Annotated in this window: 16 protein-coding genes; 2 read left to right on the forward strand and 14 right to left on the reverse strand. The window is 73.8% G+C overall.

The genetic code is table 11. From position 1 onward, the window contains the following. Position 1: 1 nt before the first annotated feature. Genes carA through pyrR form a run of 5 tightly spaced genes read right to left on the reverse strand, consistent with a single transcriptional unit; the run spans position 2 to position 4,515 of the window. Positions 2 to 1,198, reverse strand: a complete 1,197-nt coding sequence (gene carA, locus KLP28_00105; GenBank protein QWC85242.1) for a glutamine-hydrolyzing carbamoyl-phosphate synthase small subunit — start codon at positions 1,196 to 1,198, stop codon at positions 2 to 4. Continuing rightward, positions 1,195 to 1,650, reverse strand: coding sequence for a hypothetical protein (locus tag KLP28_00110; protein QWC85243.1), 456 nt, complete (start codon positions 1,648 to 1,650; stop codon positions 1,195 to 1,197). Before KLP28_00110 ends, carA begins: the two co-directional genes overlap by 4 nt. Then, a complete protein-coding gene (locus KLP28_00115) occupies positions 1,647 to 2,987 on the reverse strand; it encodes a dihydroorotase (protein ID QWC85244.1) in 1,341 nt (446 codons plus the stop codon). Before KLP28_00115 ends, KLP28_00110 begins: the two co-directional genes overlap by 4 nt. Beyond that, positions 2,984 to 3,946 carry an aspartate carbamoyltransferase catalytic subunit gene (locus KLP28_00120; protein QWC85245.1) on the reverse strand — a complete coding sequence of 321 codons (963 nt, stop codon included), beginning with the start codon at positions 3,944 to 3,946 and terminating at the stop codon, positions 2,984 to 2,986. Before KLP28_00120 ends, KLP28_00115 begins: the two co-directional genes overlap by 4 nt. Continuing rightward, positions 3,943 to 4,515, reverse strand: coding sequence for a bifunctional pyr operon transcriptional regulator/uracil phosphoribosyltransferase PyrR (pyrR, locus tag KLP28_00125; protein QWC85246.1), 573 nt, complete (start codon positions 4,513 to 4,515; stop codon positions 3,943 to 3,945). Before pyrR ends, KLP28_00120 begins: the two co-directional genes overlap by 4 nt. A gap of 195 nt (positions 4,516 to 4,710) precedes the next feature. On the opposite strand from pyrR, the gene KLP28_00130 reads away from it, so the two are divergent. Next, complete coding sequence (locus KLP28_00130) at positions 4,711 to 5,862, forward strand: MFS transporter (GenBank protein ID QWC85247.1); 1,152 nt, start codon at positions 4,711 to 4,713, stop codon at positions 5,860 to 5,862. Here the strand turns inward: KLP28_00130 and KLP28_00135 are convergent. The 8 genes from KLP28_00135 to KLP28_00170 form a co-directional block, all read right to left on the reverse strand. Further along, positions 5,819 to 6,370, reverse strand: a complete 552-nt coding sequence (locus tag KLP28_00135; GenBank protein QWC85248.1) for a hypothetical protein — start codon at positions 6,368 to 6,370, stop codon at positions 5,819 to 5,821. The genes KLP28_00130 and KLP28_00135 overlap by 44 nt on opposite strands. 69 nt (positions 6,371 to 6,439) lie before the next feature. Beyond that, positions 6,440 to 7,816, reverse strand: a complete 1,377-nt coding sequence (locus KLP28_00140; protein ID QWC85249.1) for an NAD(P)/FAD-dependent oxidoreductase — start codon at positions 7,814 to 7,816, stop codon at positions 6,440 to 6,442. 296 nt (positions 7,817 to 8,112) lie between these two features. After that, positions 8,113 to 8,715, reverse strand: a complete 603-nt coding sequence (locus KLP28_00145; protein QWC85250.1) for a hypothetical protein — start codon at positions 8,713 to 8,715, stop codon at positions 8,113 to 8,115. 12 nt (positions 8,716 to 8,727) lie between these two features. Further along, entirely contained in the window at positions 8,728 to 9,141 is a 414-nt protein-coding gene (nusB, locus tag KLP28_00150) for a transcription antitermination factor NusB (protein ID QWC85251.1), read from the reverse strand. 13 nt (positions 9,142 to 9,154) lie between these two features. After that, complete coding sequence (gene efp / locus KLP28_00155) at positions 9,155 to 9,718, reverse strand: elongation factor P (protein ID QWC85252.1); 564 nt, start codon at positions 9,716 to 9,718, stop codon at positions 9,155 to 9,157. Positions 9,719 to 9,856: 138 nt separating this feature from the next. Then, positions 9,857 to 10,684 (reverse strand): hypothetical protein, encoded by an 828-nt coding sequence (locus KLP28_00160; protein ID QWC85253.1) that lies wholly within the window; start codon positions 10,682 to 10,684, stop codon positions 9,857 to 9,859. A 15-nt stretch (positions 10,685 to 10,699) separates the two neighbouring features. Further along, positions 10,700 to 11,164 (reverse strand): 3-dehydroquinate dehydratase, encoded by a 465-nt coding sequence (locus KLP28_00165; GenBank protein ID QWC85254.1) that lies wholly within the window; start codon positions 11,162 to 11,164, stop codon positions 10,700 to 10,702. Between the two features lie 10 nt (positions 11,165 to 11,174). Next, a complete protein-coding gene (locus KLP28_00170; protein ID QWC85255.1) occupies positions 11,175 to 11,723 on the reverse strand; it encodes an XRE family transcriptional regulator in 549 nt (182 codons plus the stop codon). Positions 11,724 to 11,785: 62 nt separating this feature from the next. Between KLP28_00170 and KLP28_00175 the strand changes: the two genes are divergently transcribed. Continuing rightward, the gene (locus tag KLP28_00175; GenBank protein QWC85256.1) at positions 11,786 to 12,976 is read left to right on the forward strand and encodes a benzoate/H(+) symporter BenE family transporter; all 1,191 of its coding nucleotides are present in this window, start codon (positions 11,786 to 11,788) and stop codon (positions 12,974 to 12,976) included. On the opposite strand, the gene aroB is transcribed toward KLP28_00175, so the two are convergent. Continuing rightward, a complete protein-coding gene (aroB, locus tag KLP28_00180) occupies positions 12,922 to 14,115 on the reverse strand; it encodes a 3-dehydroquinate synthase (protein QWC86698.1) in 1,194 nt (397 codons plus the stop codon). The genes KLP28_00175 and aroB overlap by 55 nt on opposite strands. Between the last annotated feature and the right edge of the window lie 23 nt (positions 14,116 to 14,138).

The raw sequence follows: 14,138 nt of genomic DNA on the forward strand, positions 1-14,138 counted from the left end.
GTCAGGCCTCCTCGGACCGGTCGGCCGACGTCGCGGACCCGGCCATGAGCTCGTTGAAGCGGTCGAACAGGTACGCCGCGTCGTGCGGGCCGGCCGCTGCCTCGGGGTGGTACTGCACGCTGAAGCCCTTCAGGCGACCCTCGGCGTCCCGCAGCTCGAGCCCCTCGACCACGTCGTCGTTGAGGCAGACGTGGCTGACGGTCGCCTCGCCGTACGGGGTGCTCGTCGCCCCCTCCAGGGGCGCGTCGACGGCGAACCCGTGATTGTGGGCGGTGACCTCGACCTTGCCGGTGGTGCGGTCCATGACCGGCTGATTGATGCCCCGGTGGCCGTAGACCAGCTTGTAGGTGCCAAACCCGAGCGCCCGGCCGAAGAGCTGGTTGCCGAAGCAGATGCCGAAGTACGGCAGCCCGCGCCCCAGGGCCGCCTGCAGCAGCTCGACCTGCGCCGTCGTCGCGGCGGGGTCGCCGGGCCCGTTGGAGAAGAACAGGCCGTCGGGGCCGGCGTCGCCGACCGCGAGCACGTCCTCGATCGAGGCGGTCGCGGGGAGCACGTGCACCTCGCAGCCACGGTCGGCCATCATCTGTGGCGTCATCGCCTTCAGCCCGAGGTCGACCACGGCGACCGTGAAGCGCTTCCGACCCACGGCGGTCACGACGTACGCCCCGGAGACGGTGACCTCGCCGGCCAGCTCGGTGCCCGTCATCTCGCCGGACTCCAGCACCTTGGCCAGCAGGGCCTCGGGCTCGGTCGTGACGGTGGAGATGCCGCAGCGCATCGCGCCGCGCTCACGGAGGTGTCGCGTCAGCGCCCGGGTGTCGACGCCGGAGATCCCGACGACCTCCTCATCACGGAGCCGCTCGTCCAGGCTCCGCGTCGCCCGCCAGGAGGACACGCGCCGGGCGGGGTCGCGCACGACGTAGCCGGAGACCCAGAAGCGGCGGGACTCGTCGTCCTCGTCGTTCACCCCGGTGTTGCCGATGTGCGGCGCGGTCTGCACGACGACCTGGCGGTGGTAGCTGGGGTCGGTCAGCGTCTCCTGGTAGCCGGTCATGCCGGTGGAGAAGACGGCCTCGCCGAAGGTCTCGCCCTGGGCGCCGTAGGAGAGCCCGTGGAAGGCACGCCCGTCCTCGAGCACGAGCAGGGCGGGGGTGGCGGGCGAGGGCACCGGCGGCTCGGCGGCGGGTGCGGCGGTCATGCGTTCTCCTTGGCGATCTTCGACAGCGCACGGACCCAGGGCTGGGCGCCCCGGTCGGCGGTCTTTTTCGTCGAGCCCGCAGCGGGCTTGACCGGGCTGAGCTCGAAGCGGGTGGTCAGGTGGTGCTCGCCGTGCTGCCAGCGCACGGCGAAGCGGTGGGCCTGCGGGCTGTCGGACCGGTGCCCGACCGCGCCGCGCACGGACGCGGCGGGGATGCGGAAGGCGCCCGCGAGGCGTACGACGTCCAGCGCCTCGGCCGACAGGTTGAGCCGGCACGAGCCCGCCCCGCCCAGTCCGTGGTCGGCCACCCGGGCGGTGGCGTCGGAGGCGAGCTCGGTGCCGAGGTAGCGAGCCCCGGCCGACAGCTTCGGCTCGGGCAGGTCGGCCACCTTCGGGCATTCCGCGAGCGGCGGCAGACCGTGGCGGTCGCGGCGCCAGGGCAGGGGCGTCATGCCGGACCGTCCTGGGTGACCAGCTCGCCGTCGAGCACCGTCGCGGTGCCGCGCAGGAAGGTCGCGACGACGCGGCCGGGCAGCTCGCGTCCGGCGTACGGGGTGTTGCTCGACATCGAGGTCATCGTGGCGCCGTCGACGACGCGGGAGTACTCCGGGTCGTACAGCACGACGTTGGCCGGCTCGCCGGCCTCGATCGGGCGTCCGTGGCCGGCCAGACGGCCGATGCGCGCGGGGGTCGCCGACATGCGCTCGGCCACGCCGGCCCAGTCGAGCAGGCCGGTGTCGACCATCGTGGCCTGCACGACGCTCAGGGCGGTCTCGAGCCCGATCATGCCGAAGGCCGCGGCCTGCCACTCGCAGTCCTTGTCCTCGCGCGGGTGGGGTGCGTGGTCGGTGGCGACGACGTCGATGGTGCCGTCGGCGAGTCCGGCGCGCAGCGCCTCGACGTCGCGCTGCGTACGCAGGGGCGGGTTGACCTTGTAGATCGGGTCGTAGGTCTCGGCGAGCTCGTCGGTGAGCAGCAGGTGGTGGGGGCAGGCCTCGGCGGTGACGTCCCAACCCTGCTCCTTGGCCCACCGGATGATCTGCACCGACCCGGCGGTGGAGACGTGGCAGACGTGCAGGCGCGACCCGACGTGGGCGGCGAGCAGGCAGTCACGCGCGATGATCGCCTCCTCGGCGACGGCCGGCCAGCCGCGCAGGCCGAGCCTGCCGGACACGACGCCCTCGTTCATCTGGGCGTCCTCGGTCAGCCGCGGCTCCTGGGCGTGCTGGGCGACGACGCCGTCGAAGGCCTTGACGTACTCCAGCGCCCGACGCATCAGCACGGGGTCGTGGACGCACTTGCCGTCGTCGGAGAAGACGCGTACGCGCGCCGCGGAGTCGGCCATCGCGCCGAGCTCGGCGAGTCGCTCTCCCCCGAGACCGACGGTGACCGCCCCTACCGGCTGCACGTCGACCAGCCCGGCCTCGCGGCCCAGGCGGTGCACCTGCTCCACGACGCCGGCGGTGTCCGCGACGGGCTCGGTGTTGGCCATGGCGTGCACGGCGGTGAAGCCGCCCATCGCGGCCGCGGCCGATCCGGTGGCGACGGTCTCGGCGTCCTCGCGGCCCGGCTCGCGCAGGTGGGTGTGCAGGTCGACGAGGCCCGGCAGGGCGATGAGACCCGAGGCGTCGATCTCGACCACCTCGTCGTGGACGCCCTCCTCAGGTCGCACGTTCCGTCCCCAGATCCGGCCGTCCGCCAGCACCAGGTCGGTCGGTTCGCCGCCGAGGGGGCGTACGCCGCGGATCCAGTAGGCGGTGCCCCTGCTCGTGCCGTTCACGCTGCTCATTCGGGGCCTCCTACGGCGGACTCGCTGCCACCGAGCAGCAGGTACAGGACGGACATGCGCACGGCCACCCCGTTGGTGACCTGCTCGACGATGACCGAGCGGGGAGCGTCGGCGACCTCGGCGGTGATCTCCATGCCGCGCACCATCGGGCCGGGGTGCATCACGATCGCGTGGTCCGGGAGCATCGCCATGCGACGGGCGTCGAGCCCGTATCGGCGGCTGTACTCCCTCACGGTCGGGAAGAACGCGGCATTCATGCGCTCGCGCTGGACCCGCAGCATCATCACCGCGTCGGCGTCCGGCAGCACGGCGTCGAGGTCGTAGGACACGTCGACGCCCCACGTCTCCACGCCGTAGGGAAGCAGCGTCGGCGGTGCGACGAAGGTGACGTGCGCGCCGAGGGTCTGCAGCAGCAGGGCGTTGGAGCGGGCGACGCGGGAGTGCAGCACGTCACCGCAGAGCACCACGCGCTTGCCGACCATCGCGTCGTCGTCGCCTGGGTCGGCCGCGAGGTGCCGCCACATCGTGAAGGCGTCGAGCAGGCCCTGGGTCGGGTGCTCGTGGGTGCCGTCTCCGGCGTTGACCACCGAGCCCCGGATCCAGCCGGCGTGGGCGAGCAGGTGCGGGGCACCCGATCCCGGGTGGCGTACGACGACCGCGTCGGCCCCCATCGCCTCGAGCGTCATCGCGGTGTCCTTCAGCGACTCCCCCTTGCTGAGGCTGGAGCCCTTGGCGGAGAAGTTGATGACGTCGGCGCTCAGTCGCTTGGCGGCCGCCTCGAAGGAGGTGCGGGTGCGGGTGGAGTCCTCGAAGAAGAGGTTGACCACGGTGCGGCCGCGCAGCGCCGGCAGCTTCTTGATGGGCCGATCGGCGAGGCTGCGCAGCTCCTCGGCGGTGCGCAGCACACGCATGGCGTCGGCCCGGGTGAGGTCGGCGGCACTCAGCAGGTGCGACCTCACGACGTCGCCCCTGTCGCCGACCCGATCGCCACCGAGTCGGTGTCGACGTCGTCGGCGTGCGCGAGACGTACGGCGACCTTCTCACTGGTCGAGGTCGGCAGGTTCTTGCCCACGTAGTCCGCCCGGATCGGCAGCTCCCGGTGACCCCGGTCGACCAGCACCGCGAGCTGCACCGCCTGCGGCCTGCCGATGTCGTTGAGGGCGTCGAGCGCGCTGCGGATCGTTCGCCCGCTCATCAGGACGTCGTCGACCAGCACGACCACCTTGCCCTCGACGCCGTCTCCGGGGATGTCGGTCGGCATCAGCGCGCGCGCCGGCTTCAGGCGCAGGTCGTCGCGGTACATCGTCACGTCCAGGGAGCCGACGGGCACCTCGGTGCCCTCGACCTCGCCGATGCGGTCGGCGATGCGCCGCGCGAGGTGCACCCCGCGGGTCGGGATGCCGAGGAGCACGAGCTGCGCGGCGCCGCGGTTGCGCTCGAGGATCTCGTGCGCCACGCGGGTCAGGGCGCGGGCGATGTCGCGCTCGTCGAGGACGGTGCGGCCGGACGGCCGGGCTGCTTCGCTCAACGCTGCGAGACCTCCTTCTCCGCCTCACGGGACGGCTCGTTAAAGGATGTCGTGGTGCTCTGGTGGTGCTCTGGTGCTGCTGCGTGCTGGACAGGGACGCTATCAGCGGCCGCCGCTGCGACACACCGGCGTGGTGTGTCCCCTGCACCACACGCCCGGTGTGTCGCCGACACCGGCGGGTGCGAGAGTGCTCCGGTGAGCAGACGCGCGGCGACAGCATCGGTGCTCGCCCTGCTGATGGCGACCGGGTGGGCGGCCAACCACGTCTCGGCGCTGTTCCCGCTCTACGTCGAGACCCGGGGGCTCTCGACGATGGCGATCGACTCCGCCTTCGGTGTGTACGCGCTCGGTCTCCTGCCCGGGCTGCTCGCGGGCGGCAGCGTCTCGGACCGGATCGGCCGACCGCGCATCGTCCTGCCAGGAGCCTGTCTGGCCGTCCTCGGAACGGTCGTGCTCGCCCTCGACGCCGGCGCGCTCAGCCTCGTGGCGGGACGCTTCGTGGTGGGGCTGGGTGCGGGCCTGACCTTCGCGGCCGGCACGGCCTGGGCGACCGATCTCGCCGCACGCACCGGCGCCGTGCTGGCCGGCGTCTTCCTCTCCGCGGGCTTCGCGGTCGGCCCCCTCGTCTCCGGGGCGCTCGGCCGGTGGGCTCCCGGTCCGCTCCTCGTGCCCTTCGTGCTCTCCGTCGTGCTGTCCGTTGCGGCGATCCTCGCGGCGACGCGTTGGGCGATCCCGTCGAGCGAGCGACCCGACCGGACGGGCGCCCCGCCGCTTACGGGTCCGCACCAGTCCGTGGGGCTCGCCGCCTCCTGGGCGCTGCCCGTCGGAGCCCTGGTCTTCGCCTCGGTCTCGGTGCCGCTCATCACCGTGCCCACCCGGTTGGAGGGAGACGTCGGCGGGCCGCTCCTGGTCGGGGTCGGGTCGATCCTGTCGCTCGGCTTCGGGTCGGCGATCCAGCAGGTCGCCCGCGTCCGGGGATGGGGACCGCGGACGGGCGTCGTCGGCGCCGCCGCGAGCCTCCTGGGCTTCCTGCTGCTCGCGGCCGCCGGGGAGGGCGTGGGCCTGCCGATCTTCGTGCTCACCTGCCTGCTGCTCGGGACCGCGTACGGTCTCTGCCTGCGTGAGGGCCTCCTCGACGTGCAGGCCCTGTGCCCACCCGGACGGCGCGGTGCCCTGACCGGCGTCTTCTACGTGACGACCTACCTCGGGTTCGCGCTGCCGTTGCTGCTCACGGTCCTCGAGCCGGCCCTGGGCGTACGCGTGCCCCTGCTGGTCGTCGCGGCCGCTGCGGCCACGGTCGGACTCAGTCGGGCGTCGCGCCTGAGCCGGGGCCACCCGGCCCGGTAGCCGCGGTGCTCACCCGGGCCGTGATCTCCTCGTGCAGCGAGATGGGGCCGACGGCGCAGGCGGCCACCGGGATGTTCACCGGCGCACCGATCGCGCGCTCGTTCCACCGCACGACGGCGCGGGACCACCACGGTCGACGCCGCAGCACGGCGTCGCGGTCTGCGACCTGCAGCTGCACGATGTCGCTGCCGGGCAGCCGACGGACGCCGACCCCGGTGACCTCGTCCCACGGCAGCTCGCCGACGCCGGCGACGGAGGCGTGGTCGTGCAGGGCCTCGCTCGTCAGGACGAGCGCCGGCTCGCCCCGTCGGGCGGCGCTACTGAGGCGTCCCACCGCGGCGCCGGTGCCGGTCAGCGCCAGGACGGCCGCCACCTGTCCGGGCCGGCCGCCGACGCGGCCCCACAGCAGGTGACCGGCGGCGGCTGCCCCGACGCCCCCGAGGAGCCCGGCGAGCGCCCGTTCGCGCAGGGGTGACCGCGCCACCACCAGCGGACCGTCGTCGCCCATGCTGCTCCCCCTCCGTACGCCTGCTGCGACCACCTGCGACCACCTGCGACAACCTGCGATCAGGCGCTGTCAGGCGCGCAGGTCCTTGACCGCGTTCTCCACGGCGCGGTGCAGGGCGGGGAAGGCGTACATCATGCTCAGCAGCCTCTCCACCGGCACCTCCGCGTGCACCGCGACGGTCAGCATCGCCACGATCTCACCCGCGGCGGGGCCGACGACGGTGCCGCCGACGAGCACACCGCGGTCGGCGTCCTCGACCAGCTTCACCAGGCCACTGGCCCCCGCGATCCAGCCGCGGGTGGAGGCACCGAGGTCGTAGGAGCCGACGTTGACGGTCAGCCCGGCGTCGCGCGCGGCCTGCTCGGTCATGCCGACGCCTGCGACCTCGGGGTCGGTGTAGGTCACGTGCGGCACGGCGCGGTAGTCGCCGGTGGGCCCGTCCTCGCCCTGCAGGTCGGGCACGACGATGGCGGACTGGTACATCGACACGTGCGTGTACGCGCCCTTGCCCGTGACGTCGCCCACCGCCCACAGGCCCTCGGCGCCGACCACGCGGCACCGCTCGTCGACGTCCAGCCGGTGCGCCTCGGGGTCGACGCCGACGGTCTCCAGGCCGAGTCCCTGCAGCTGGGTGATGCGGCCGGCGGCCACGAGCAGCTTGTCAGCGGTGAGCTCCTGGGTCTGGCCCCCGGAGGTCGTCGTGACGGTGAAGGAGCCGTCGGCGTGGTCGACGCGCTCGATCTGCACGCCGTCGAGCACCTGGACGCCCTGCTCGGCGAGCACGCCGGCGAGCGCCTGCGACGCCTCGGGCTCGTCGGGTCCGAGGATGCGGTCGCCGCCCTCGAGCAGCGTGACGCGACAGCCGAAGCCGGCGAACGCCTGGGCCATCTCGACCCCGATCGGGCCCCCGCCGACCACGATCAGGCTCGCGGGCACCTCGGTGACCTTGACGACCTCCTGATTGGTCCAGAAGGGCGTGTCGGCCAGGCCCGGGATCGACGGCGTCGCCGGCTGCGTGCCGACGTTGAGCACGACACCGACCCGCGCGGCGTACGTGGTGCCGTCGACCTCGACCTGCTTCGGTCCGGTGAGCCGGGCCTCGCCGCGCACGAAGGTGATGCCGGCGCCGGTCAGCCGCTCGACCGCGGAGGCGTCGTCCCAGTCCGTGGTGGCCTCGTCGCGGATGCGGGTGGCCACCGGCGTGAAGTCGGGGTGCACGTCGGCACTGCCGGCGACCCCCTGGATGCTGCCGGCCGTCTGCAGCCGGTGCGCCGCCTCGAGCATCATCTTGCTGGGGATGCAGCCGTAGTAGGGACACTCGCCCCCGACCAGGCGCCGGTCGATGCCGACCACCTCGAGGCCGGCCTCGGCCGCCCCGCTCGCCACTGCCTCACCGCCGGGCCCCAGGCCCACGACGACGACGTCCACCTCGTGTGTCTCGCTCATGGGTCGTTCCTGCCCCGTGAGGGTGTCTCGATCACCCGATGGCGCCTCCGGATCGATGCGTGTCGCGACACGCGCGGCGCGTCGCGCGATCGATGCCGCGACCGGCGGCCGGCACGTTGTATCGTCGAACACGCGTTCGACGGCGTGCGCCTCCTCCCCAGGACATGCTTCCGGCCACCCCCTCCCCGGCCGGGCCGCACCCGCGAGCGCGACTCCCTCCCAGGAGTGCACAGACCGAGGCCGCCCGGCACCCCCCTCCCCGCCGGGCGGCCTCGGCGCGTCAGGGCACTCCCGGCTCAGTCGGGACGGACGACCGTGGTCACCAGCGAGGTCACGCTGGGCGCCTCCGGGGTCGACCCGAAGCCGAAGCCGGGCTCCGGGGAGACCGGCGCCAGCTCGCCCACGGAGTCGCCCTGCCAGGTGCCGACCAGCGACAGGACGCCGCGGAGGTCGTAGGCACCATAGGTCTCGGTGCGGCCGTTGCCGGCACTCCCTCGGGTGCGTACGCCCTGCAGCACCCGACGCGCGATCGGGTCGGTGAGCCGCGCCCACGCCGGCGAGGTCGCGAGCGCCCGCGGCACGCCCTGCAGCAGCCAGCCGAGCGGTGCGCGGGCGCCGGTGCGTACGCGCAGCTCCAGCCCGGGCGCCTGGACCACCCAGGCGTCCTCGCCCTGGACCGTCACCGGTCCGGTGCGGACCTCGTCGAAGGAGTAGGTCTGCGACACGTAGTCGGCCACCCGGTCGTCCGGCGCCAGCAGGATCCGTCGCCCGGACGGCTCGGCGACCATCACGTCGGCGAACGGGCCCCACGGGGAGTCGTCCCAGCGACCGACCACGAGGCGTACGCCGCGGCTCGTGCCCGCGCCGAGGATCCGCCCGGTGAAGCGGTCGACGATCACGGTGGGGCCGGCTCAGACCGCGAGGATGGCCGACTTGTCGCGCGAGATCGCGCTGAGCACCCCGTTGAGGAAGGCCGGGGACTCGTCGGTCGACAGCTCGGTCGCGGCGTCGACCGCCTCGGAGATCGCGACCCCGTCGGGCACGTCGTCGACGTAGAGCACCTCGTACGCACCGAGCCGCAGCAGGTTGCGGTCGACGGCGGGCATGCGGGAGAGCTGCCACGCCTGGCTGTAGTCGGCGAGCACGGCGTCGATGCGCGCCGCGTGCTCGGTGACCCCGCGCACCAGGGTGGTCGTGTAGGCGTTGTTGACGACGTAGCCGTCGACGATGCGCTGGTCGAGCAGCTGACCGGGCGTAATCGCCTTGGCCTCGCCCTCGTAGAGCATCTCGAACGCGCGTCGTCGCGCCTTGGAACGTGCCGGCACCCGTGCGTCCCGCTCAGCTCTTGACGCGGCCGAGGTAGGAGGAGTCGCGGGTGTCCACCTTGATGCGCTCGCCCTGGGTGATGAAGAGCGGCACGTTGATCGTGTGGCCGGTCTCCAGCGTGGCCGGCTTGGTTCCGCCGGTGGAACGATCACCCTGCAGACCCGGCTCGGTGAAGGTCACCTCGAGCTCGACCGAGGCCGGCAGCTCGATGTAGAGCACGCGACCGTCGTTGGTGGCGACGATGGCCTCACCGTTCTCCAGCAGGAAGTTCGACGCCTCCCCCACCAGGTCGGGGTCGACCTCGATCTGGTCGAAGGTGCCGGTGTCCATGAACACGTAGCTGGTGCCGTCGTTGTAGAGGTACTGCATCGTGCGCTTGTCGACGTTGGCGATGTCGACCTTGACGTCGGCGTTGAAGGTCTTGTCGACGATCTTGCCCGACTCGACGTTCTTCAGCTTGGTGCGCACGACGGCTCCGCCCTTGCCGGGCTTGTGGTGCTGGAACCACTGCACGGCCCAGAGCTGGCCGTCCAGGTTGAGCACCATGCCGTTCTTCAGGTCGTTGGTCGTGGCCATGCGCAGTCGTACCTCAGAGGTGTCGGGGGCGTTCTGGGCGTCGGCCCCGGCGCCGGCAGAGCCGACGGGACCGGGCCGCGGAGCGGGGCGCCGGGAGAGGCGCGACGGTGCAGTCTATCCGCGTCCTGGCGAGGGCCGTCAGGGCGTACGCAGCCCGGCAAGCGGGGTGTCGTCGAGGCGGGGCACCACCCAGCACTCCCAGCCGTTGTAGGAGCCCGAGCCGAGCCGGTTGCACGCCGCCGACGGACCGGCGAAGACCCGCCCGTCGGCCAGGCGCAGCTCCCCGCGAGCCGTCACGGTGGCCGCGTGCTGCTGCGCAAGCTGCGGGCGGCGCCACACCACCGGCTCGTCGACCTGCAGGGTTCCGGCCTCGAGAAGGTCGAGCAGCGTCGGGCGACCTGGCTGGGTCGCGGTGCCGCCGGCGGCCCCGACGTCGAGGATCCGGTCCCCGCCGGGCGTCTCGTGGAGGCGTACGGGCACCACGGTGAGGGGGAACCCATGGGTCTCCAGGAGCTCGACGGCGGCTCCGGCGCGGGAGTCGGTCGCGAAGGCCACGAGCAGCAGCCGTGCCGGGGCGACCACCGGGAGCGGGGCCGGGGTGGCGGTGAACGCCTGCCAGTCCTCGCCGAACCTGGCGGCGCCCTGGGGGTACAGGTCGCCGACCGCCGTCGCGTCGGTGCGTTGCGCCCAGCCGAGGAGATCCAGGCAGGCCGCGAGCCGGCCGGCGTCGACCAGCCGGGTCACCTCGACCAGCACCACGTGGCCCTCCGCGTCGAGCGCCACGATGTCGGGGGCGCCGCCGCCGGGCAGCTCGGGGCGCCGCGCGAGGGGGAACAGCGGCTCGCCGGCGAAGGTCTCGAGGTCCTCCCAGAAGAGCTCGGCGACCTGCCGTTCGTGGGTCTCCGCGACCGTGTGCAGCCGCTGGAGGCGACGGGGCGCGCCGCCGCTGAGCTCGAAGAGAGGCACGGGGCGCAGCGTACCTCAGGTGGTCTGGTCCACCTGCGGGTCCGAGCGGTCGAGCCGGTCGGCGAGCCAGGCCAGGGCCTGGCGGTAGCCGTCGATGCCCTGGCCGGAGATGGTGGCCGCGGCGTGCGGCTCGACGTGCGAGGTGTGCCGGAACTCCTCGGGGCGCTGCTTGGGCTCGGAGATGTGCACCTCCACCATCGGCGCCTCGAGCATCGCGCACGCGTCGTGCAGCGCGAGGGAGTAGTGCGTCCACGCCGCGGCGTTGAGCACCACCGGCGTCCGGTCGTCGGCCGCGGCCCCGAGCCAGTCGAGCATCTCGCCCTCGTGGTTGGTCTGGCGCACCTCCACGCTCATCCCGAGCTCGGCGCCCCAGTCGCGGCACAGCCGGGCGAGCTCGTCGTGGGTGGTGGAGCCGTAGATCTCCGGCTGCCGTCGGCCCAGCCGGCCGAGGTTGGGTCCGTTGAGCACCAGCACGCGCATGGGCGTGAATCTACGACGTGGTCGGGACAGCATCGTCGGAGCGGGGCGTGACGATGACGTCGACCGCCACCAGCTCCACCGGGGAGGTGCAGCGGTAGGCGTGCGGGCGGTCGGCCCGCCAGGCGTGGTGCGTGCCCGGGGAGAGCGCGGTGTCGTCCTCGCCCTCCACGCGCAGCATCCCGGAGCCCGCCAGCACGACCAGCTGCTCGCGGGCCCCGCCCGCGTGCGCGGGCGACCGGCGTTCGGCGCCGGGGCGTACGCGGATCAGGTAGACCTCGGTGACGGCGTCGACCCCGTCGACGACGTGGAGCCGGTGCGCGTCCAGCGCGTCGTCGCCCACGTCCACCGCGGACACCAGGGCCGCCAGCGGCAGCCCGAGCGGGCCGGCGAGGGCGTAGAGCGTGTCCAGGGTGGGGTTGCGGCGTCCCGCCTCGAGCTCGGAGAGCGACCCCTTGCCGATGCCGGCGGCCGCCGCGAGCGCGGAGAGCGTGAGGCCGCGGGCCTCGCGCTCGGCGCGTACGCGTGCCCCGGTGCTGCGACCTGCGTGCCCCTCGCGCACGGGCGACCCTCCCTGACCTATCGTTCTGTTTACAGAACGTCTCGCGTCAGGACCAGACTGCCATGCACCGTCCCGCCGGACCAGCCGTCACCGCCGGCGTGGTCGCGTCCGTCGTCGGCTTCAGCAGCTCGTTCGTCGTCGTGCTCGCCGGGCTGCGCAACGTCGGCGCCACGGCTGAGCAGGCGACCTCGGGACTCGTCGCCCTGTGTCTCGCGCAGGCGGCGGGCATGGTGTGGCTGGCCCTCCGCCACCGCCAGCCGCTGGCGCTGGCCTGGTCGACCCCGGGCGCGGCGCTGCTGCTGTCCGGCAACGCCGCCGAGGGCGGCTGGCCCGCGGCGGTCGGGGCCTTCGTCGTCACCGGCGTACTCGTGGTCGGCACCGGTCTCGTGCCCGTGCTCGGCGACCTCGTCGGCCGCATCCCCGTAGCCCTGGCGCAGGCCATGCTCGCCGGGGTGCTGCTGCCGATCTGCGTCGAGCCGGCCCTGGCGCTCGCCGACCAACCGGCCCTGGTGGCGCCGGTCGTGCTGACCTGGCTGGTGCTGTGGCGTCCCGCCCCCCGCTGGGCCGTGCCCGCCTCGCTCGCCGTGGCGCTGGCAGTCATCGCCCTGACCGCGGACACGACGGTCGATCTGCTGCCGAGCCTGACGTGGACGACGCCGCAGTGGTCGTGGCAGGCGGTGGTGGGACTCGCGCTGCCGCTGTACGTCGTGACGATGGCCAGCCAGAACGTGCCCGGCGTCGCGGTCATGCGGGGCCTGGGGTACCGGGTGCCCTGGCGGGAGTCCCTGACCGTCACCGGGCTCGGGACGGTGGCGGCGGCACCCCTGGGAGGGCACGTCGTGAACCTCGCCGCCATCACCGCGGCCTTGATCGCCGGCCCAGAGGCCGGCCCGGACCGCGAGCGGCGCTGGCCGGCGTCGCTCGGGTCGGCCGGGGCGTACGTCGTGCTCGCCGCCGGCGCCGGCGTCGTCACCGCCCTGGTGACCGCAGCACCTCCCGGCGTCGTGGAGTCCGCCGCCGGCCTCGCGCTGCTCGGCACGCTCGCGGCCTCGCTGCGTGGGGCCCTGGACGCCGAGGGCGACCGTGCGCCCGCGACGATCTGCCTGGTCGTGGCCGCCTCGGGGGTGACGTTCCTCGGCATCGGCGCGGCCTTCTGGGCACTGGTGGCCGGTCTGGTCGCCCGCCCGCTGCTGCGGGTTCAGCCGGTGCCCGAGAGGCCCGGGAAGCCCGAGAGGCCCGAGAGCGCCTCGTAGGCGCCGCGCAGGTCGTCCTCGCCCGGTCCCGTCAGCACCACCGGACGACCGATCCCCTCGAGCACCACGAACCGCAGCGTCGCGCCCCGCGCCTTCTTGTCGACCCGCATCCCGGCGAGGAGGGTCTCGTAGTCGTGGTCGGCGTACGTCGTGGGCAGCCCCACCGCCTCCAGCACCGTCCGGTGCCGCGCGACCGTCTCCTCGTCGAGGCGTCCGGCGCGTCGAGCGAGCTCGGCGACGAACACCATCCCGATCGCCACGGCCTCGCCGTGACGCACGGCGTACCCGCTGGCCCGCTCGATGGCGTGGGCCAGTGTGTGGCCGTAGTTCAACGCCTCGCGCCCCGGGTGGCCGTCCGCTCCCCCGGTCTCGCGCAGGTCGCCCGCGACCACGTCGGCCTTGACCTGCACGGCGCGGCGTACGAGCTCGGCCACCACCGGGCTCAGCGGGTCCATCGCCGCCCCGGCGCCGCCCTCGACGAGCTCGAGGATGCGCGGGTCGGCGATGAAGCCGCACTTGAGGACCTCGGCCATGCCGGCGACCAGCTCGGCGCGCGGCAGCGTCACGAGCGCGTCGAGGTCGCAGACGACGCCCGCGGGCTCGTGGAAGGCGCCCACGAGGTTCTTGCCCGCACCGGTGTTCATGCCGGTCTTGCCGCCGACGGCCGCGTCGACCATCGCCAGCAGCGTGGTCGGCACGTGCACCACCGGCACCCCGCGCAGCCAGGTCGCGGCGATGAAGCCGCCCATGTCGGTCACGGCGCCGCCGCCGACGGTGACGACGGCGTCGGAGCGGGTGAACCCGGCCTCGCCCAACGCCTCCCAGGCGCGGGCGGCGACGTCGGCGGTCTTGCCGGCCTCACCGTCGGGCACGGTCACGTCGAGCACCTGCAGACCGCGGTCGGCGAGGGCTGAGCGGACGCGCGAGACGTACGCCCCCACGGCGCTGTTGTCGGGGCTGACCACGGCGACCCGGGTCACCCGGTGACCGAGCACCTCACCGCCCAGCAGGTCCCCGAGCACGTCGGCGATGCGGTCGCCGAGGTGGCCGATGACCACGTCGTAGGGCGCGGGACCTGCCACGCGCACCCGCACCGGGGCGTCGGCCGAGGTGTGCGCCACGGCGGCCGAGGGCTCCATGCTCATGGGGTCGCCGCCCGCGA

It is taken from the genome of Nocardioidaceae bacterium, assembly GCA_018672315.1.
Lineage (GTDB): Bacteria > Actinomycetota > Actinomycetes > Propionibacteriales > Nocardioidaceae > TYQ2.

Excerpts from the sequence above, each read along its gene's own strand:
- KLP28_00115 (QWC85244.1), bottom strand. The coding sequence starts at position 2,987 with ATGAGCAGCGTGAACGGCACGAGCAGGGGCACCGCCTACTGGATCCGC.
- KLP28_00110 (QWC85243.1), bottom strand. The coding sequence starts at position 1,650 with ATGACGCCCCTGCCCTGGCGCCGCGACCGCCACGGTCTGCCGCCGCTC.
- KLP28_00140 (QWC85249.1), bottom strand. The coding sequence starts at position 7,816 with ATGAGCGAGACACACGAGGTGGACGTCGTCGTCGTGGGCCTGGGGCCC.
- KLP28_00135 (QWC85248.1), bottom strand. The coding sequence starts at position 6,370 with ATGGGCGACGACGGTCCGCTGGTGGTGGCGCGGTCACCCCTGCGCGAA.
- KLP28_00175 (QWC85256.1), top strand. The coding sequence starts at position 11,786 with ATGCACCGTCCCGCCGGACCAGCCGTCACCGCCGGCGTGGTCGCGTCC.
- aroB (QWC86698.1), bottom strand. The coding sequence starts at position 14,115 with ATGGAGCCCTCGGCCGCCGTGGCGCACACCTCGGCCGACGCCCCGGTG.
- carA (QWC85242.1), bottom strand. The coding sequence starts at position 1,198 with ATGACCGCCGCACCCGCCGCCGAGCCGCCGGTGCCCTCGCCCGCCACC.
- efp (QWC85252.1), bottom strand. The coding sequence starts at position 9,718 with ATGGCCACGACCAACGACCTGAAGAACGGCATGGTGCTCAACCTGGAC.
- KLP28_00165 (QWC85254.1), bottom strand. The coding sequence starts at position 11,164 with ATGCGCGTGCTGGTGCTCAACGGACCCAACCTCGGCCGGCTGGGCCGA.